At 70.4% G+C, this 19475-nt stretch carries 18 protein-coding genes; 15 read left to right on the forward strand and 3 right to left on the reverse strand.

Annotation, left to right across the window (positions count from 1 at the left end; translation table 11 throughout):
• Positions 1–13: 13 nt before the first annotated feature.
• Complete coding sequence (locus ACWGKJ_RS20315; RefSeq protein WP_385026288.1) at positions 14–517, forward strand: ATP-binding protein; 504 nt, start codon at positions 14–16, stop codon at positions 515–517.
• On the opposite strand, the gene idi is transcribed toward ACWGKJ_RS20315, so the two are convergent.
• From idi to galE, 3 genes are all read right to left on the reverse strand, one after another.
• Positions 483–1058, reverse strand: a complete 576-nt coding sequence (gene idi / locus ACWGKJ_RS20320) for an isopentenyl-diphosphate Delta-isomerase (protein ID WP_385026213.1) — start codon at positions 1056–1058, stop codon at positions 483–485. The two genes, ACWGKJ_RS20315 and idi, sit on opposite strands and share 35 nt — an antisense overlap.
• Before the next feature lie 241 nt (positions 1059–1299).
• Entirely contained in the window at positions 1300–2253 is a 954-nt protein-coding gene (locus ACWGKJ_RS20325; protein ID WP_385026210.1) for a cation diffusion facilitator family transporter, read from the reverse strand.
• Between the two features lie 71 nt (positions 2254–2324).
• Positions 2325–3338 carry a UDP-glucose 4-epimerase GalE gene (gene galE / locus ACWGKJ_RS20330; protein WP_385026207.1) on the reverse strand — a complete coding sequence of 338 codons (1014 nt, stop codon included), beginning with the start codon at positions 3336–3338 and terminating at the stop codon, positions 2325–2327.
• A gap of 277 nt (positions 3339–3615) precedes the next feature.
• Here galE and ACWGKJ_RS20335 point away from each other — a divergent pair, with 277 nt between their 5' ends.
• The 14 genes from ACWGKJ_RS20335 (at position 3616) to hpnH (ending at position 19408) form a co-directional block, all read left to right on the forward strand.
• On the forward strand, positions 3616–5391 hold the full coding sequence (locus tag ACWGKJ_RS20335; protein ID WP_385026285.1) for a DUF5941 domain-containing protein: 1776 nt from the start codon (positions 3616–3618) through the stop codon (positions 5389–5391).
• Positions 5388–6140, forward strand: coding sequence for a phosphocholine cytidylyltransferase family protein (locus ACWGKJ_RS20340; RefSeq protein ID WP_385026204.1), 753 nt, complete (start codon positions 5388–5390; stop codon positions 6138–6140). The genes ACWGKJ_RS20335 and ACWGKJ_RS20340 overlap by 4 nt, the downstream gene beginning before the upstream one ends.
• A complete protein-coding gene (locus tag ACWGKJ_RS20345) occupies positions 6128–7189 on the forward strand; it encodes an iron-containing alcohol dehydrogenase family protein (protein ID WP_385026201.1) in 1062 nt (353 codons plus the stop codon). The genes ACWGKJ_RS20340 and ACWGKJ_RS20345 overlap by 13 nt, the downstream gene beginning before the upstream one ends.
• Positions 7167–7946, forward strand: coding sequence for a CDP-alcohol phosphatidyltransferase family protein (locus ACWGKJ_RS20350; RefSeq protein ID WP_385026198.1), 780 nt, complete (start codon positions 7167–7169; stop codon positions 7944–7946). The genes ACWGKJ_RS20345 and ACWGKJ_RS20350 overlap by 23 nt, the downstream gene beginning before the upstream one ends.
• Positions 7947–7996: 50 nt before the next feature.
• Positions 7997–8842 carry a glycosyltransferase family 2 protein gene (locus ACWGKJ_RS20355; RefSeq protein WP_385026282.1) on the forward strand — a complete coding sequence of 282 codons (846 nt, stop codon included), beginning with the start codon at positions 7997–7999 and terminating at the stop codon, positions 8840–8842.
• 108 nt (positions 8843–8950) lie between these two features.
• On the forward strand, positions 8951–9880 hold the full coding sequence (locus ACWGKJ_RS20360; protein ID WP_385026195.1) for an ABC transporter permease: 930 nt from the start codon (positions 8951–8953) through the stop codon (positions 9878–9880).
• Positions 9873–10658, forward strand: coding sequence for an ABC transporter ATP-binding protein (locus ACWGKJ_RS20365; RefSeq protein WP_385026192.1), 786 nt, complete (start codon positions 9873–9875; stop codon positions 10656–10658). The genes ACWGKJ_RS20360 and ACWGKJ_RS20365 overlap by 8 nt, the downstream gene beginning before the upstream one ends.
• A 504-nt stretch (positions 10659–11162) precedes the next feature.
• The gene (gene hpnC / locus ACWGKJ_RS20370; RefSeq protein WP_385026189.1) at positions 11163–12083 is read left to right on the forward strand and encodes a squalene synthase HpnC; all 921 of its coding nucleotides are present in this window, start codon (positions 11163–11165) and stop codon (positions 12081–12083) included.
• Complete coding sequence (hpnD, locus tag ACWGKJ_RS20375; RefSeq protein WP_385026186.1) at positions 12080–13030, forward strand: presqualene diphosphate synthase HpnD; 951 nt, start codon at positions 12080–12082, stop codon at positions 13028–13030. The genes hpnC and hpnD overlap by 4 nt, the downstream gene beginning before the upstream one ends.
• Before the next feature lie 127 nt (positions 13031–13157).
• Complete coding sequence (hpnE, locus tag ACWGKJ_RS20380; RefSeq protein ID WP_385026183.1) at positions 13158–14546, forward strand: hydroxysqualene dehydroxylase HpnE; 1389 nt, start codon at positions 13158–13160, stop codon at positions 14544–14546.
• The gene (locus ACWGKJ_RS20385) at positions 14543–15625 is read left to right on the forward strand and encodes a polyprenyl synthetase family protein (RefSeq protein WP_385026180.1); all 1083 of its coding nucleotides are present in this window, start codon (positions 14543–14545) and stop codon (positions 15623–15625) included. The genes hpnE and ACWGKJ_RS20385 overlap by 4 nt, the downstream gene beginning before the upstream one ends.
• A 101-nt stretch (positions 15626–15726) precedes the next feature.
• Positions 15727–17736, forward strand: a complete 2010-nt coding sequence (shc, locus tag ACWGKJ_RS20390) for a squalene--hopene cyclase (protein ID WP_385026177.1) — start codon at positions 15727–15729, stop codon at positions 17734–17736.
• Positions 17736–18380 (forward strand): phosphorylase family protein, encoded by a 645-nt coding sequence (locus tag ACWGKJ_RS20395; RefSeq protein ID WP_385026174.1) that lies wholly within the window; start codon positions 17736–17738, stop codon positions 18378–18380. Before shc ends, ACWGKJ_RS20395 begins: the two co-directional genes overlap by 1 nt.
• A 5-nt stretch (positions 18381–18385) precedes the next feature.
• Positions 18386–19408: an adenosyl-hopene transferase HpnH gene (hpnH, locus tag ACWGKJ_RS20400; RefSeq protein ID WP_385026171.1), complete on the forward strand. Its 1023-nt coding sequence runs from the start codon at positions 18386–18388 to the stop codon at positions 19406–19408.
• Positions 19409–19475 lie beyond the last annotated feature (67 nt).

The following is a 19475-nucleotide window of genomic DNA, read 5'->3' on the forward strand; positions in this document are numbered from 1 at the left end:
CGGGAGCCGGGATATGGAGAGCCGCGGGAGCAACAGCCCGCCCGACCCGGCGGTCGCCGGCTCCCTGCCCTACGAAGGCGTCTGGCGGTTCACCGCGCCGGCGGTCGACATCTCCGTACCGCAGGCCCGGCACGCCGTACGCGATCTCCTGACGCGCCAGCAGGTCCCGGTCGGCCGTGACACCGTCCAGGGGCTGCTGCTGATCGTCTCCGAGCTGGTCACCAACGCCGTACGCCATGCCGCGCTGCTCTCCCCGGAGGTGGCCGTGGAGGTCGCTGTCGGAGCCTCCTGGATCCGGGTATCGGTCGAGGACAACCACCCCTACCGGCCCAGGGCGCTGGACGCGGACCAGGGGCAGACCGGCGGCCGGGGGCTGATGCTCGTACGGGAGATCACCGCGGAGGCCGGCGGGACCTGCGGGGTCGAACAGACGGCGAGCGGCGGCAAGGTCGTCTGGTCCGCACTGCCGCTCGCCCCCGTCGTCACCAGCCCGCGTCCGGCCCCGTCAGCTCTCTGACCGCGGGGCGGGCCGCGTCGAGCACCGTCATGAACCAGGACGAGAACCGCGCGGACGCGTGCCGCTCGGTCAGTTCGGCGGCGGTGACGAACGCCGTGTCGTCCACCTCGTCGGGGTCCGGCCGCAGTTCCGCCTGGGCGAGTCCGACGAACAGATGGTTGAACTCCTGCTCCACCAGGCCCGAGTCGGGGTCCGGGTGGTTGTAACGGACCGTGCCCGCCTCGGCGAGCAGCGCCGGTGAGATCCCCAACTCCTCGTAGGTGCGGCGGGCCGCAGCCGCGAAGGGGGACTCACCCGGATAAGGGTGCCCGCAGCAGGTGTTGGACCACACACCGGGGGAGTGGTACTTGCCGAGCGCCCGACGCTGGATCAGCAGCCGTCCCGCACCGTCGAAGAGGAAGACCGAGAAGGCCCGGTGCAGCTGGCCGGGTGCCTGGTGTGCGGCGAGCTTCTCCGCTGTTCCGATGGTCCTGCCGCTCTCATCGACCAGTTCGAGCATGATCGCTTCTGCTGCGCCGTTCGACATAACCATCCTTCGCATCGGGCGTCACCGGCTCCTCAGTCTGCCGTACAAAAGCGGCTTGTCCGTACTTCGGAGGGCGAGACGTGTCGGTGGCCCCGCCGCACAGTGCGGCAGGGCCACCGACCGGAATATCAGAATTCGCCGCCCGCCGGGAAACCGGCCCCGGGCGAGCGGGCCGGCGACCGCGGTCGCACCGGCGGTGAGCAGCAGCGGGGTGCCCGCCGCCTCCCCCGGCCCTCGCGCCCCCGTACGGACCCGCTCAGTGGCAGAGCTTCGCCTCGTGCGCCGCGTGGCCGCCCGGCTCCAGCTGGAAGGTGCAGTGCGCGACATCGAAGTGCGTGCCGAGGCAGCCCTGCAGGTCATGGAGCATCTTCTCGTGCCCGATCGTGTCCAGGGCGTCGGGGCTGACCACCACATGTGCGGAGAGGACCGGCATCCCCGAGGTGATCGTCCACGCATGCAGGTCGTGGACTCCGGCCACCCCGGGAAGGGCCAGGATGTGGGCCCGCACCTCGCCCATGTCGACGTTCTTCGGGGCGGCCTCCAGCAGTACGTCGAGCGTCTCGCGCAGCAGCTTGACCGTACGCGGGACGATCATGAGGCCGATGACGATCGAGGCCACGGGGTCCGCGGCCTGCCAGCCCGTCGTGAGGATCACGGTGGCCGAGACCAGCACGGCGACCGAGCCCAGCGCGTCGGCCATCACCTCCAGATAGGCACCGCGGACGTTGATGCTCTCCCGCTGCCCCCGGACGAGAACGGAGAGCGAGACCATGTTGGCCACCAGACCGATGAGACCGAAGACGATGGTCCGGCCGCCCGCCGTGTCGGCCGGCGTGATGAACCGCTGGATCGCCTCGTACAGCACATAGCCGCCCACGCCCAGCAGCAGGAGGCAGTTGGCGAGCGCGGCCAGGATCTCCGCCCGTGCGTAACCGAAGGTGCGGTTCTCACCGGCCGGGCGGTTGGCGAAGTGGATCGCCAGCAGCGCCAGCGCCAGCCCGAGCGCGTCCGTCGCCATATGGGTGGCGTCCGCGAGCAGCGCCAGCGAGTCGGCCAGCAGCCCGCCCGCGATCTCCACCGCCATCACGGCCAGGGTGATGGTGAGCGCGATGCGCAGCCGGGCCCGGTGCGCGGCGCCCGCGGTCCCGGACTGCGGCGGCCCGCCGTGTGTGTGCGGGTGTGTATGCCCGTGTGCGTGCCCAGCCCCCATGCGAGCGCCTCCCGTGTCAGCTGCTCTGACCTGCGGAAATCATGGCAGGTTGGAGCAGGACACGAGATCATTTACGGCGTGCGTCGGGGTGTTGCGGCGTCTTCTGGCGCTGCGGCCTCGGGGTGTCGCAGGCACCAGCCGTCCCACGCCGACTCGACCATCTCGCGCACCCCGCGCCCCGCCGTCCAGCCGAGCTCCCGGTGGATCAGTTCACCCGATGCCACGGCCGTGGCCGCGTCACCGGGGCGGCGCTCCTCGACCACCGGCGACATCGGCATCCCGGTGACCGAGGCGACGAGGTCGGCCAGCTCCCGCACCGATACGCCCACCCCGCGCCCGACATTGAGCGTCAGGTCCCCCGCGCCGCCGTCGGCGTCCAGCCTGGCGGCCACCGCGAGATGAGCGTCGGCGAGATCGGCGACATGGATGTAGTCACGGATACAGGTGCCGTCGGGGGTGGCGTAGTCGTCACCGAAGATCCGCGGCTGCTCCCCGCGGGTCAGCCGGTCGAAGAACATCGGGATGACGTTGTGCACCCCGATGTCGGCCAGCGCGGGCGCCGCCGCACCGGCCACGTTGAAGTAGCGCAGGCAGGCCGTCGAGATGCCGTGCGCCCGGCCCGCCGCCCGGACCAGCCACTCGCCGGCCAGCTTCGTCTCCCCGTACGGATTGATCGGCGCACAGGGCGTCGACTCGGTGATCAGCTCCGTGCCGGGAACGCCGTAGACGGCGGCCGACGACGAGAACAGGAAGCGTCGCACCCCGGCCGCGACCGCGGCCTCAAGCACCACGGTCAGACCGTGCACGTTCTCCCGGTAGTAGCTCAGCGGGTGCTCGACGGACTCCCCGACCTGCTTCCTGCCCGCGAGATGCACCACACCGGAGATCCCGTCGGCGGTGAGGGTCGCGTCCAGGAGCCCCCGGTCGAGGACCGAGCCACGCACCAGCCGGACCCCGTCCGGAAGCCGCTCGGCGAGCCCGCTCGACAGGTCGTCCAGGACGACCACCCGCTCACCGGCCGCCACCATCGCCCGCGCCACATGCGCCCCGATGTACCCCGCACCACCTGTGATCAGCCACGTCATACCGGCCACCCTATAGACCCCGGCCGGCCGCCCCGGCGCCGTCTCTGCCGGACGGCCAGGGGGGGCGCGGTTTGTGGGGCGGGGCATGGATCGATCATGATGACCGCGGCAGGCGGCCCGGGGCCGTGCCCACCGGGACCGGGGCCTAATCGGGACGTAAACGGGCCGTGAACTCCTGCTTCCGTCCATCCGATAGCCTCTGCCGACATGCCGCCCGCCCCTGCCGGGAGCGGGCCGTCTCCGCGTGTGCCACGCCAGCTCCAAGGAGTGAGTTCGTCTGTCGACCGCCATCCTCGCCGGTGTGCCGGTACCCGGATCGTCGCTGGAGGGCGATCTGCGGTCGCTGGGCTTCGACGTACGCACCGCAGCCGACGCGGCAGAGACAGCGAAGCTGCTCGCCGCCGCACCCGCCGACGAGCGCGTCGCGGTCGTCGACACCCGCTTCGTCGGCCACCTCCACTCGCTCCGCCTGGCCCTGACCGACCCGCGCTTCGCCGCGGCCGCCGTCCCCGGGGCGCTCACCGTCCAGCCGCAGGCCCGGCCCGCGCTCAACCGCGTACTGGCGAGCACCCGGCCGGGCCCCGACACCCTGGCCGCGGCACTGGACACCGCCGGAACCCCGGTACAGCGGCCCGAGCTGGGGTCCCTGGTCGCCTCGGTCCCGCAGGACCCGCAGAGCCGCCACGAGGCCAGGGCCGCCGTCGCCGCCGTGGACGACGAGGCCGTACGGCTGCGTACGGCGGTGAAGTCCCGGGACGGCTTCTTCACGACGTACTGCATCAGCCCCTACTCGCGGTACATCGCCCGCTGGTGCGCCCGCCGCGGGCTGACCCCGAACCAGGTCACCACCGCCTCGCTGATCACCGCGCTCATAGCGGCGGCCTGCGCCGCCACCGGCACCCGCGGCGGTTACATCGCCGCCGGTATCCTGCTGATCTGCTCCTTCGTGCTGGACTGCACGGACGGCCAGCTCGCCCGGTACTCGCTCCAGTACTCGACGCTCGGCGCCTGGCTCGACGCCACCTTCGACCGCGCCAAGGAGTACGCCTACTACGCGGGACTCGCGCTGGGCGCGGCCCGCAACGGGGACGACATCTGGGCGCTGGCGCTCGGCGCGATGGTCCTCCAGACCTGCCGCCATGTCGTGGACTTCTCCTTCAACGAGGCCAACCACGACGCGACCGCCAACACCAGCCCCACCGCCGCCCTCTCCGACAAGCTCGACAGCGTCGGCTGGACGGTCTGGGTGCGCCGCATGATCGTGCTCCCGATCGGTGAACGCTGGGCGATGATCGCCGTGCTCACCGCGGTGACCACCCCCCGCATCGTCTTCTACGCGCTGCTCATCGGCTGCGCCCTGGCCGCCTGCTACACCACGGCCGGCCGGATCCTGCGCTCGCTGACCCGCCGGGCCACCCGCACCGACCGCGCCGCCCAGGCACTGGCCGACCTCGCCGACTCGGGCCCGCTCGCCCAGCTCTTCGCCCGGTTCCTCAAGGGGCCGCGCGGTGCCCTGCCGGTGATCGCGTGCGTGGGGGGTGCGCTCGTGGTGGGCGTCTCGCTCTTCGCGCCGGTCGGCAGCTGGTGGCCGGCCGTGGCCGCCGCCGTGTACTGCGTACTCTCCGGGACGGCCGTCTCGCGCCCGCTCAAGGGCGCGCTGGACTGGCTGGTGCCCCCGGTCTTCCGGGCGGCCGAATACGTCACGATCCTCGTGCTCGCGGCCCGCTCCGGCGTCCACGAGGCGCTGCCCGCGGCCTTCGGTCTGGTGGCGGCCGTCGCCTACCATCACTACGACACGGTGTACCGCATCAAGGGCGGCACCGGCGCGCCGCCCCGTTGGCTGGTGCGCACGATCGGCGGCCACGACGGCCGGACCCTGGTGGTGGCGGTGCTCGCCGCCGTACTGACGACACGCCACACCACCGGGGACAGCTTCGCCGTCGCGCTCACCGTGTGCGCCGTGGCCGTGGCGGTCGTGGTGCTCGCGGAGAGCATCCGCTTCTGGGTGTCCTCCGGCGCACCCGCTGTACATGACGAAGGAGAACCCGCATGATCGGCCTCGTACTGGCGGCCGGCGCAGGCAGGCGTCTGCGTCCCTACACCGACACGCTGCCCAAGGCCCTCGTGCCCGTCGGCCCCGAGGGGGAGGGCGAGCCGACCACCGTTCTCGACATCGCGCTCAGCAACTTCGCCGAGGTCGGGCTCACCGAGGTCGCGGTCGTGGTCGGCTACCGCAAGGAGGCGGTGTACGCACGCCGCGCGGAGTTCGAGGCCAAGTACGGCGTCACCATCACGCTCATCGACAACGACAAGGCCGAGGAGTGGAACAACGCCTACTCCCTCTGGTGCGCCCGTGAGGTGCTCAAGCAGGGTGTGATCCTCGCCAACGGCGACACCGTGCACCCGGTCTCCGTGGAGAAGACGCTCCTCGCCGCACGGGGCGACGGCCGGCGGATCGTCCTCGCCCTCGACGCGGTGAAGCACCTCGCCGACGAGGAGATGAAGGTGATCACGGACGAGACCGGCGCGGTGGCCCGGATCACCAAGCTGATGGACCCCGCGACGGCGACCGGTGAGTACATCGGAGTCACCCTCATCGAGCCCGAGGCGGCCGAGGAGCTCGCGGACGCGCTCAAGGTCACCTTCGAGCGCGACCCGGACCTCTACTACGAGGACGGCTACCAGGAGCTGGTGAACCGCGGCTTCCGTATCGACGTGGCGCCCATAGGGGACGTCGCCTGGGTGGAGATCGACAACCACGACGACCTCGCGAAGGGCCGTGGCATCGCGTGCCAGTACTGACGAGGCTCATCCCGTCCCCTGTCGTCGTCGACATCAGCAGTGGCGCCCTCGACGACCTGGCGGGGCTCCTCGCCGACCAGCGGATCTCGGCCTCCGGCAAGCTCGCCCTGGCCGTCAGCGCCGGTTCGGGCCAGGCGCTGCGGGAGAAGCTCGCCCCGGTGCTGCCCGGCGCCGACTGGTACTCCGTCGCCGACGGCACCATCGACTCCGCGGTGCGGCTGGCGGACGGCATCAAGGGCAAGCGGTACGACGCGGTCGTCGGTCTCGGCGGCGGCAAGATCATCGACGTGACCAAGTACGCGGCGGCCCGGGTGGGCCTCCCGATGGTCGCCGTCGCGACGAACCTCTCGCACGACGGCATCTGCTCGCCGGTGTCCACCCTGGACAACGACAACGGGCGCGGCTCGTACGGCGTCCCGACCCCCATCGCGATCGTCGTCGACCTCGATGTGATCCGGGACGCCCCGCCGCGCTTCATCCGCTCCGGCGTCGGCGACGCGATCTCCAACATCTCCGCCATCGCCGACTGGGAGCTGTCCCACAAGGTCAACGGCGAAGCGGTCGACGGGCTCGCCGCGGCCATGGCCCGCACCGCGGGCGAGGCGGTCCTGCGCCACCCCGGCGGGGTCGGCGACGACGAGTTCCTGATGGTGCTCGCCGAGGGGCTCGTACTCTCCGGCATCGCGATCTCGATCAGCGGCGACACCAGGCCCTCGTCCGGCGCCTGCCACGAGATCTGCCACGCCTTCGACCTGCTCTTCCCCCGGCGGGCCGGCAGCCACGGGGAGCAGGTCGGGCTCGGTGCGGCCTTCGCGATGCATCTGCGGGGGGCGGCCGACGAGTCCGCGCTCTTCGCCGATGTGCTGCGCCGGCACGGGCTGCCCGTACTCCCCGGCGAGCTGGGCTTCAGCGTGGACGAGTTCGTCCAGGCCGTCCAGTACGCCCCGCAGACCCGCCCCGGGCGCTTCACCATCCTCGAACACCTCAACCTGTCCGCAGACCAGATCAAGGACGCTTACGCCGACTATGCAAAAACCATCGGTAGCTGAACTCCGCCCGGTCGTTCACCCCCCGGGGGTCAAGGACCGGCGGAGCGGCGAGCACTGGGGCGGCCGGCTCTACATGCGCGAGGTCTCGCTGCGCGTGGACCGGCACCTGGTGAACACGCGGATCACGCCCAACCAGCTGACCTATGTGATGACGGTCGCCGCGGCCCTCGCCGCCCCGGCCCTCCTGGTGCCGGGCGTCTGGGGCGCCGTGCTCGGTGTGGTGATGGTCCAGCTCTACCTGCTCATCGACTGCGTCGACGGCGAGGTCGCCCGCTGGAAGAAGCAGTACTCGATGGTCGGCGTCTACGTGGACCGGGTTGCCGCCTACGTCTGCGACGCCGCGGTCCTCGTCGGCTTCGGGCTGCGCGCGGCGGACCTCTGGGGCACCGGCCGGATCGACTGGCTGTGGGCCTTCCTCGGGACGCTGGCCGCACTCGGCGCCGTCCTGATCAAGTCCGAGACCGACCTCGTCGGCGTCGCCCGCCACCAGCAGGGGCTGCCGCCCGTCAAGGAGACCGCGTCCGAGCCGCGCTCCTCCGGTATGGCGCTGGCCCGCCGGGCCGCCGGGGCGCTCAAGTTCCACCGGCTCGTCCTCGGGATCGAGGCGTCCCTGCTGATCCTGGTCCTGGCGATCGTCGACCAGATCAGGGGCGACCTGTTCTTCTCCCGGCTCGGCGTCGCCGTGCTGGCCGGTATCGCGCTCCTGCAGTCCCTGCTCCACCTCGTGTCCATCCTCGCTTCGAGCAGGCTCAAGTGACGGCCCCCGGCGCGGGCGGCCCCGCGAAGGTCGGCGCGGTCATCATCACGATGGGCAACCGCCCCGACGAGCTGCGCGACCTGCTCGACTCCGTCGCGAAACAGGACGGCGAGCCGGTCGAGGTGGTCGTGGTCGGCAACGGCGCGCCCGTCCCGGACGTCCCCGACGGCGTACGGACGGTGGAGCTGCCCGAGAACCTGGGCATCCCCGGCGGCCGCAACGTCGGCATCGAGGCATTCGGCCCGGCCGGCTCCGACGTCGACATCCTGCTCTTCCTCGACGACGACGGTCTGCTGCCCCGCACCGACACCGCAGAGCTGTGCCGCGCGGCCTTCGCCGCCGACCCCGAGCTGGGCATCATCAGCTTCCGGATCGCCGACCCCGACACCGGGGTCACCCAGCGCCGCCACGTCCCGCGGCTGCGTGCGTCCGACCCCATGCACTCCTCGCGGGTCACGACCTTCCTCGGCGGGGCCAACGCCGTACGGTCCAGGGTCATCGCCGACGCGGGACCGCTCCCCGGCGAGTTCTTCTACGCGCACGAGGAGACCGACCTGGCGTGGCGGGCGCTCGACGCCGGCTGGATGATCGACTACCGGTCCGACATGGTGCTGCACCACCCCACCACGGCCCCGTCCCGGCACGCGGTCTACCACCGGATGGTGGCCCGTAACCGGGTCTGGCTGGCCCGCCGGAATCTCCCCGCACCGCTGGTGCCGGTCTACCTGGGGGTGTGGATGCTGCTCACGCTGGTCCGCCGCCCCTCGGGGGCCGCGCTCAAGGCGTGGTTCGGCGGCTTCCGGGAGGGCTGGACGACACCCTGCGGACCACGCCGACCGATGAAATGGCGTACGGTCTGGCGGCTGACCCGACTGGGCCGGCCTCCCGTGATCTGAGAAGCTCTCTGGGAGGAAGCTCTCCGAGAGCATCGGACGTACTTCGGGACCCGGCATCCGAGCCGGTCCCGATCCGGCAGCGCATCTTGAACACGAAAGTTTCAACTTGTGAGTGACACAACCCATGACGGTGCGGTCGCGCTGAGCGACCGCCCGTCTCCCGACGACGGTCTGTCCTCGGCCGAGCTGGCCGGGAAGTACGGCCTGTCGGTGAGCGGTGCCCGGCCCGGACTCATGGAGTACGTCCGGCAGATCTGGGGACGGCGCCACTTCATCCTGGCCTTCTCTTCCGCGAAGCTGTCAGCCCAGTACAGCCAGGCCAAGCTGGGCCAGGTGTGGCAGGTGGCGACCCCGCTGCTCAACGCGGCCGTCTACTACTTCATCTTCGGCCTGCTCCTCAACACCAAGAGGGGGCTGCCGCACGACGTCTTCATCCCCTTCCTGGTGACCGGCGTCTTCGTCTTCACCTTCACGCAGAGCTCGGTGATGGCCGGTGTCCGGGCGATCTCGGGCAACCTCGGCCTGGTGCGGGCGCTGCACTTCCCGCGGGCCTCGCTGCCCGTGTCCTTCGCGCTGCAGCAGCTCCAGCAGCTGCTGTACTCGATGATCGTGCTGGTCGTGATCGCGGTCTGCTTCCACAGCTATCCCTCGCTGTCCTGGCTCCTGGTCATCCCCATCCTCGCGATGCAGTTCGTGTTCAACACGGGTCTCGCGCTGATCATGGCCAGGCTCGGGAGCAAGACGCCGGACCTCGCCCAGCTGATGCCGTTCATCATGCGTACCTGGATGTACACATCGGGCGTGATGTTCTCCATCACGGTCATGCTCAGGGGCAAGCCGCCGTGGATCGCCCATGTCCTCCAGTGGAATCCGGCCACCGTCTACATGGACCTGGTCCGGTTCGCCATGATCGACGGCTACGGCTCCGAGAACCTGCCCCCGCACGTCTGGGCGGCCGCGGCCGCCTGGGCGGTGCTGCTGGGCCTCGTGGGCTTCGTGTACTTCTGGAAGGCTGAGGAGCGGTACGGCCGTGGCTGAGGAAACCATTCAAGCGCGCATCCCCACGGTCATCGCGGACGACGTGCACATCGTGTACCGCGTCAACGCCGGTGGCGGCGGCAAGGGCGCGGCCACCGCGGCGCTCAGCCGGATCGTCGGCAAGGACCGCAGCGCGGCCCGCGGTGTCCGCAAGGTGCACGCCGTACGCGGAGTGACCTTCACGGCCTACCGCGGCGAGGCCATCGGCCTCATCGGCTCCAACGGTTCGGGCAAGTCGACCCTGCTGCGGGCCATCGCCGGACTGCTCCCGACGGAGAGCGGCAAGGTCTACACCGATGGCCAGCCGTCCCTGCTGGGTGTCAACGCCGCGCTGATGAACGACCTGACCGGCGAGCGCAATGTCATTCTCGGCGGTCTGGCCATGGGGATGTCGCGCGAGGAGATCCGCGAGCGGTACCAGGGCATCGTCGACTTCTCCGGCATCAACGAGAAGGGCGACTTCATCACGCTGCCGATGCGGACGTACTCGTCCGGTATGGCGGCGAGGCTGAGGTTCTCCATCGCGGCGGCCAAGAACCACGATGTCCTGATGATCGACGAGGCGCTGGCCACCGGTGACCGCAAGTTCCAGATCCGTTCCGAGGAGCGCATCCGCGAGCTGCGCAAGGAGGCCGGCACGGTCTTCCTCGTCAGCCACAGCAACAAGTCGATCAGGGACACCTGCGACCGCGTGCTCTGGCTGGAGAAGGGCGAACTGCTGATGGACGGCCCGACCGAAGAGGTCGTCAAGGCGTACGAGAAGGAGACCGGCAAGTGAAGAAGGCCGGCAAGTGAAGGGCACCGGCAGGTAACGGCCGAGTCCGAACCCTCCGCTGCACGAGCGGCCCCCGCCCGGAATCTCCGGCGGGGGCCGCTCGCATGGTGTCGCCCGCCCCTCGGCAACACCCCGACACGCCGGTAGGAGCGAGGTGTTCAGGCCATCGCCGGACCGCCGTACAGAGCTTCCGGCGAGTCAAGTGATCGTCAAGTACTGTGCCTGCGGGGAAGGTTGCGGCGGATTGAAGTGTTCTTGTAATGCGCGCTGCACCCCGCTGACGTGCCAGTCGTTGTACAACGTAAGCTGTACCGGTGCTGATTCACGGCAAGCGGGGCCACAACCCTGCGTCGCCAACCCGGCGTCGCCTTGCCTGACGGTCTGCGCGGCGTGTCCGAAATGGGTTGTATTGAGTCAGCAGTGTAGAACGGGAGATGTGACGGCAATGGCAACGGACGTGTCCCAGCTCCGCGATGGTTCCGCCGTTCCCGCGCCTGGCAGCATGCGGTGACGGGCGCTCGGGACGCGGGCACCGACAGCCATGCTCGCACCACGCTGGACAAGGCTTCCGGAGAGAACTTCCCGGTAGCACCGTTCTTCCTGCCGCGCGCCTGGCGCGACGACCTGATGGCGGTCTACGGCTTCGCCCGGCTCGTCGACGACATCGGCGACGGAGACCTCGCGTCGCCGGCGACCGAGGCCCGGCTCCTGGGTCTCGACCCCGTACGCTCCGACGACCGCCTCGCGCTGCTCGACGCGTTCGAGGCTGACCTCCGGCGGGTCTTCGCCGGACCGGGCGAGCAGCCGCGCCACCCCATCCTCCGCACGCTCCGGCCGACCGTCCGCCGCTGCGCCCTCACCCCCGAGCCCTTCCTCGGGCTGATCGCGGCCAACCGCCAGGACCAGACGGTCCGGCGCTACGAGACCTACGAGGACCTGCTCGCCTACTGCGAGCTCTCGGCCAATCCGGTCGGCCGTCTCGTCCTGCAGATCACGGGCACGGCGAGCCCCGAGCGCATCCGGCGCTCCGACGCCGTCTGCACGGCACTGCAGATCGCCGAGCACCTCCAGGACGTCGCCGAGGACCTCGGCCGCGACCGTATCTACCTTCCCGCCCGGGACATGAAGGAGTTTCACGTCCAGGAGGCGGATCTGGCCGTCCCGAGCGCCGGCGCCTCGGTGCGTGCGCTCATCGCCTACGAAGCCGAGCGCGCCAGGGAACTGCTGGATGAAGGCGCCCCGCTGGTGGGTAGCGTCCATGGCAGGCTCAAGCTGCTGCTCGCCGGGTTCGTGGCCGGCGGAAGTGCCGCTCTCCACGCGGTCTCCGCTGCCGGATTCGACGTGCTTCCCGGACCGCCCAAGCCCACCAAGCTCGGCCTGTTGCGCGAAATGGGAGCCGTCTTGCGAGGAACGCGTAGAGAGGGGTGAGCCGGACCGTGGAGGGACAGACACCGGTTTCGGGGCCCGTGATGGCCGCGTACACGTACTGCGAGGCCGTCACAGGACAGCAGGCGCGGAATTTCGCGTACGGCATCAGGCTGCTGCCCGCCGACAAGCGGCAGGCCATGTCCGCGCTGTACGCCTTCTCGCGGCGCGTGGACGACATCGGCGACGGGGAGCTGGCACCCGACGTCAAGCGGGAGCGGCTGGAGTCGACCCGTGAACTCCTGGGGCGGATCCGTGCAGGAGCCGTCGACGAGGACGACACCGACCCGGTCGCGGTGGCCCTGACCGACGCGGCACGCCGGTTCCCGATCCCGCTCGGCGGACTCGACGAACTCATCGACGGCGTACTGATGGACGTACGCGGCGAGACCTATGAGACCTGGGACGACCTGGAGGTCTACTGCCGTTGCGTCGCGGGCGCCATCGGGCGGCTCTCGCTCGGCATCTTCGGCAACGCGGCGAGCACGGCCGCGGCCGGCCGGGCCTCGCAGTACGCCGACACGCTCGGCCTCGCGCTGCAGCTCACCAACATCCTGCGGGACGTCCGGGAGGACGCGGGCAACGGCCGCACCTATCTGCCCGCCGAAGACCTCGCCAAGTTCGGCTGCTCGGAAGGGTTTCACAGCGCGACGCCGCCCGCCGGATCCGACTTCGCGGGCCTGGTGCACTACGAGGTCCGCCGCGCCCGCGCCCTGTTCGCCAAGGGATACCGGCTGCTGCCCTTCCTCGACCGCCGCAGCGGGGCCTGCGTCGCCGCGATGGCGGGCATCTACCGGCGCCTTCTGGACCGGATCGAGCGCGACCCCGAGGCGGTCCTGCGCGGCCGTGTCTCGCTGCCCGGCCGGGAGAAGGCGTATGTCGCGGTCCGTGGTCTCTCCGGTCTCGACACCCGCAACATCACACGTCAGAGCGCCCGGAGGCGCACCTGATGCCCCTCGACAGACCCGCTCCGTCACAGGCGGCCGAGCGGCACTCAACCTCCCGGGAAGATCACGCGTCCCTGAATCCGACGACCTGCCCTCCGCACCCGGACGGCCGGGGCGGGGAGGGGGACGTATGACAGCCGACGCTGCGCGGCAGGCGCGTGCCGTCGTGGTCGGCGGAGGACTGGCCGGCACCACCGCCGCACTCGAACTCGCCGACGCGGGCGTACACGTGACGCTGCTCGAAGGCCGCCCGCGGCTGGGAGGTCTCGCCTTCTCCTTCCAGCGCGGCGCACTGACCGTGGACAACGGCCAGCATGTGTACCTCCGCTGCTGCACCGCGTACCGCTGGTTCCTCGACCGGGTCGGCGGCGCCGCCCTCGCCCCGTTGCAGGACCGGCTCGACGTGCCGGTGCTCGACATCGCGCCCGCGGGCGGGCCGCGCCTCGGCAGGCTGCGCCGCAGCGGGCTGCCCGTGCCGCTGCACCTCGCCAGGAGCCTCGCGACCTATCCGCACCTCTCGCTCGCCGAGCGGGCGAGCGTCGGGCGCGCCGCGCTCGCGCTCAAGGGGCTCGATCTCGCCGATCCCGCCCTGGACGACACCGACTTCGGGAGCTGGCTGCGGCTGCACGGGCAGTCGGGCCGCACCATCGAGGCGCTCTGGGACCTGGTGGGTGTCGCGACGCTCAACGCCACCGCGCCGAACGCCTCGCTGGCTCTCGCCGCGATGGTCTTCAAGACCGGGCTGCTCTCCGAAGCGGGCGCCGCCGACATCGGCTGGGCCCGGGTCCCGCTCGGCGAACTGCACGACAGGCTCGCCCGCGAGGCACTCGACGCGGCGGGCGTGCGCACCCGGCTGCGCGCCAGAGTCGCCGGGATCACCCGCGAAGCGGACGGCGGCTGGCGGGTCGAGACGGACGGAGAGACGCTGGAGGCCGACGCCGTGGTACTCGCCGTACCGCACCGCGAGGCCCACGCGCTGCTCCCCGAAGGGGCGCTCGACGCACCGGAGAGACTGCTTGGGATCGGTACGTCGCCGATCCTCAACGTCCATGTCGTGTACGACCGCAAAGTGCTCCGCCGCCCCTTCTTCGCCGCGCTCGGCACCCCCGTCCAGTGGGTCTTCGACCGTACGGACTCCTCGGGACTCCAGGGCGGCGGGCAGTACCTGGCGCTCTCCCAGTCGGTCGCCGACGACGACATCGACCAGCCGGTCTCCGTGCTCAGAGAGCGCTATCTCCCGGAGCTGGAAAGGCTGCTGCCCGCGGCGCGCGGCGCCGGGGTGCGGGACTTCTTCGTCACCCGGGAGCGGACCGCGACCTTCGCGCCCGCCCCCGGTGTCGGACGGCTGCGTCCCGGCACCCGCACCAGGATCCCCGGCCTGTACCTGGCCGGGGCGTGGACCGCCACTGGCTGGCCCGCGACCATGGAGGGCGCGGTGCGCAGCGGTCTCAGCGCCGCCGGGACCGTGCTCACCACGCTCGGCCGTACCCACGACCATCCGCTTCAGGAGGCGGCATGAGCACTGTTACTGGAACAAGAGGAGAGCCTGTGACCCCGGCCGCAGACACCGTCGATACTGTCGCGCTCCTGGAGCGCGGACGGACCCTGTCCTCACCGGTGCTGCGCGCTGCTGTTGACCGGCTCGCACCGCCCATGGACACGGTCGCCGCCTACCACTTCGGCTGGATCGACGCCGAGGGCCGCCCCGCCGACGGGGACGGCGGCAAGGCCGTACGCCCCGCGCTCGCCCTGATCTCGGCGGAGGCCGCCGGAGCGACGGCCGATGCCGGGATCCCCGGCGCCGTCGCGGTGGAGCTCGTGCACAACTTCTCGCTGCTGCACGACGACCTGATGGACGGTGACGAACAGCGCCGCCACCGGGACACCGTCTGGAAGGTGCACGGCCCCGCCCAGGCGATCCTCGTCGGTGACGCGCTCTTCGCGCTGGCCAACGAGATCCTGCTGGAGCTCGGCACGGCCGAGGCCGGCCGTGCGACGCGCCGGCTGACCACCGCCACCCGGAAACTGATCGACGGTCAGGCCCAGGACATCTCCTACGAGCACCGCGAACGGGTCACCGTCGAGGAGTGCCTGGAGATGGAGGGCAACAAGACGGGCGCCCTGCTCGCCTGCGCCGTCTCCATCGGTGCGGTTCTCGGCGGCGCCGACGACCGCACGGCCGACACGCTGGAGGCGTACGGCTACCACCTCGGCCTGGCGTTCCAGGCCGTCGACGACCTGCTCGGTATCTGGGGCGACCCGGAAGCCACCGGGAAACAGACCTGGAGCGACCTGCGCCAGCGCAAGAAGTCCCTGCCCGTCGTCGCGGCACTCGCGGCCGGCGGACCCGCGTCGGAACGGCTGGGCGAACTGCTCGCGGCCGACGCCAAGAGCAGTGACTTCGACACCTTCTCCGAGGAGGAGTTCGCCGCTCGGGCGGCTCTGATCGAGGAGGCGGGCGGCCGGGAGTGGACCTCGCAGGAGGCCCGCAGGCAGCACGCGATCGCGATCGACGCGCTCAACCGGGTCGAGATGCCGGAAAGGGTACGGGCGCAGCTCATCGCGCTCGCCGACTTCGTAGTAGTACGGAAGAGATGATCACCATCGCCACATAATTCGCGGTCGCCGGCCGGTGTTCCAGGACACCGGCCGACGGAGACCCCAGCACAGCAGAGGAAGCACTGCACGAAGGGGAAGCCATGACAGCGACGACCGACGGAAGCCCCGGAGCCATGGAGCCCGGCGCAGCCTCGGCAACCGGAACAGCTGAAACAATTGAACCTACTGAAACGATTCTTGCCGGACACCCGGTACGTGAAGCCGCCGAGCGGGCCGCAGGGCGCTCGGTCGAATTCCTGCTGGGAGCCCAGGACGCCCAGGGCTGGTGGAAGGGCGACCTGGAAACAAACGTGACCATGGATGCCGAGGACCTGCTGCTGCGGCAGTTCCTCGGCATCCAGGACGAACGCACCACCCGGGCCGCCGGACAGTTCATCCGCGGCGAGCAGCGCGCGGACGGCACCTGGGCCACCTTCTTCAAGGGGCCCGGTGAACTCTCCACGACCATCGAGGCGTACGTGGCCCTGCGGCTCGCCGGGGACGAGCCCGACGCCCCGCACATGGCGCTGGCGTCCGCCTGGATCCGCGCCAACGGGGGTGTAGCGGCGAGCCGTGTGTTCACCAGGATCTGGCTCGCTCTCTTCGGCTGGTGGAAATGGGACGACCTCCCCGAGCTACCACCTGAGATGATTTTCCTGCCCAAGTGGTTCCCGCTGAACATCTACGATTTCGGCTGCTGGGCCCGGCAGACGATCGTGCCGCTGACCGTCGTCTCAGCGAAGCGCCCGGTCCGCCCGGCCCCCTTCGCGCTGGACGAGCTGCACACCGATCCGGCCGACCCCAATCCGGCCAAGCGGCCTGCCCCGCTGGTCAGTTGGGACGGAGCGTTCCAGCACCTGGACAAGGCGCTGCACCTGTACCACAAGGTCGCTCCGCGAAGACTCCGCAAGGTGGCCATGAACGCGGCGGCCCGGTGGATCATCGAGCGGCAGGAGAACGACGGCTGCTGGGGCGGCATCCAGCCGCCCGCTGTGTACTCGGTCATCGCGCTCCATCTGCTCGGTTACGACATCGACCACCCCGTCATGCGGGCGGGCCTGGAGTCCCTGGACCGGTTCGCCATCTGGCACGAGGACGGCGCCCGCATGATCGAGGCCTGTCAGTCCCCGGTGTGGGACACCTGTCTGGCCACGATCGCGCTGGCCGACGCGGGGCTCAGCCCCGACCACCCGGCGCTCGTCAGGGCCGCCGAGTGGATGCTCGCCGAGGAGATCGACCGGCCGGGCGACTGGTCGGTGCGCCGCCCGGGACTCGCCCCCGGCGGCTGGGCCTTCGAGTTCCACAACGACAACTACCCCGACATCGACGACACGGCCGAGGTCGCCCTCGCGCTGCGCAGGGTCCGGATGCCGGACCGGGCGAGGCTGGAGGGGGCCATCGCGCGCGGTGTGCGGTGGAACCTCGGCATGCAGTCCAAGGACGGCGGCTGGGCCGCCTTCGACGCGGACAACACCAGTCCGTTCCCCAACCGGCTGCCGTTCTGCGACTTCGGCGAGGTCATCGACCCGCCGTCGGCCGACGTCACCGGCCACGTCGTGGAAATGCTCGCCGTCGAGGGCAAGACACACGACCCGCGCACCCGGCGCGGCATCGAGTGGCTGCTCGCCGAACAGGAGGCGACCGGCGCCTGGTTCGGGCGCTGGGGCGTCAACTACATCTACGGCACCGGCTCGGTGGTCCCGGCCCTCACCGCGGCCGGGATGCCCGTCTCCCATCCGGCGATCCGCCGTGCGGTCTCCTGGCTGGAGTCCGTACAGAACGAGGACGGCGGCTGGGGCGAGGACCTGCGCTCGTACAAGGAGGAGGAGTGGATCGGGCACGGCGCCTCGACGCCCTCCCAGACCGCCTGGGCGCTGCTCGCGCTGCTCGCGGCGGGGGAGCGGGAGAACAAGGCCGTGGAGCGGGGCGTCAGCTGGCTCGCCGAGACCCAGCGCCCGGACGGCGCCTGGGACGAGCCGTACTTCACCGGTACCGGCTTCCCCTGGGACTTCTCGATCAACTACAACCTCTACCGGCAGGTCTTCCCGCTGACCGCGCTCGGCCGGTACGTCCACGGTGAGCCCTTCGCCGTAACCCGGCAGGGGAGCTGATGGCAGAGGCTCCGGGCGGCGTCCCGCTGCTGATCGCGTGTGCGCTGGGCATCGAGCGTTTCGCCCTGCGCACGGGCGCCGGCCGCGGCGGCGCGCCGGGCCCGGTGACCGTACTCCGTACGGGCATGGGGCCCGAGGCGGCCGCGTACGCCGTCACCCGCACGCTCGGCGAGATCCCCTCCCGGGAGACCGCCGTGATCGCGTCCGGCTTCTGCGCCGGTCTCGCGCCCGGGATGCATCCGGGCGATGTGATCGTCGCTGATGAGACCAGGGACAGCAGGGGAGCCACCGCCTGTGCGGGCACCGAGGTGCTCGCGAAGGCGCTCACCGCTGCCCTGCCCGGGCGTACCGTGCACACCGGTCCGCTGACCGGGTCAGACCATGTTGTACGCGGCCACGAAAGGGCCGAGCTGCGTGCCACAGGGGCGATCGCCGTGGACATGGAATCCGCGGCGACGCTCTGGAGCGCCGTACGGACCGGGCCCCGCCCGGTTGCGGCCGTACGAGTGGTCGTGGACGCTCCAGAACATGAACTCGTCCGAATCGGGACGGTACGCGGTGGAATATCGGCCTTCCGTGTACTCCGTGCCGTCCTTCCAGCTTTCTATGAATGGCACCGTTCTTTGCTGCTCCCCAGGAGGTGAGCTAGATGGCCATGCCGCTCCGTCAGACCATCAGGGTCGGGACGTATCTCTTCGAACAGAAGATCCGCAAGCGTGAGAAGTTCCCGTTGATTGTCGAGCTGGAGCCGCTCTTCGCGTGCAACCTCGCCTGCGAGGGCTGCGGGAAGATCCAGCATCCGGCGGGAGTGCTCAAGCAGCGCATGCCGGTGGCGCAGGCGGTGGGGGCCGTCCTTGAATCGGGTGCTCCGATGGTTTCCATCGCGGGTGGTGAGCCCCTGATGCACCCGCAGATCCATGAGATCGTGCGCCAGCTGGTGGCGAAGAAGAAATATGTCTTCCTCTGCACCAACGCGATGCTGATGCGCAAGAAGATGGACAAGTTCACGCCGTCGCCCTACTTCGCGTTCACCGTGCACATCGACGGGCTGCGTGAGCGGCACGACGAGTCGGTGGCGAAGGAGGGTGTGTTCGACGAGGCCGTGGAGGCCATCAAGGAGGCGAAGCGGCGCGGTTTCCGCGTCACGACCAACTCCACGTTCTTCAACACCGACACCCCTCAGAACATCATCGAGGTGCTCAACTACCTCAATGACGACCTGGAGGTGGACGAGATGATGATCTCGCCCGCCTACGCCTATGAGAAGGCCCCGGACCAGGAGCACTTCCTGGGGGTCGAACAGACCCGGGAGCTCTTCAAGAAGTCCTTCGCGGGCGGGAACAGGCGCCGCTGGCGTCTGAACCACTCGCCGCTCTTCCTGGACTTCCTGGAAGGCAAGGTGGACTTCCCCTGCACCGCGTGGGCCATTCCCAACTACTCGCTCTTCGGCTGGCAGCGTCCCTGCTATCTGATGAACGACGGGTATGTCCCCACGTACAAGGAGCTGGTCGAGAAGACCGACTGGGACAAGTACGGCCGGGGCAGGGACGACCGCTGTGCCAACTGCATGGCGCACTGCGGTTACGAGCCGACCGCCGTACTCGCCACGATGGGCTCCCTCAAGGAGACCATCCGCGCCGCCCGCGAGACCGTGTCGGGAAACCGCGGGTGACCTGATGGGCGCAGGAGAGCCCGGTGCACCCGGGCTCCCCGAGCCGCCGGCCCGACCTCCTCAGGTC

The organism is Streptomyces sp. NPDC054757, assembly GCF_053612185.1.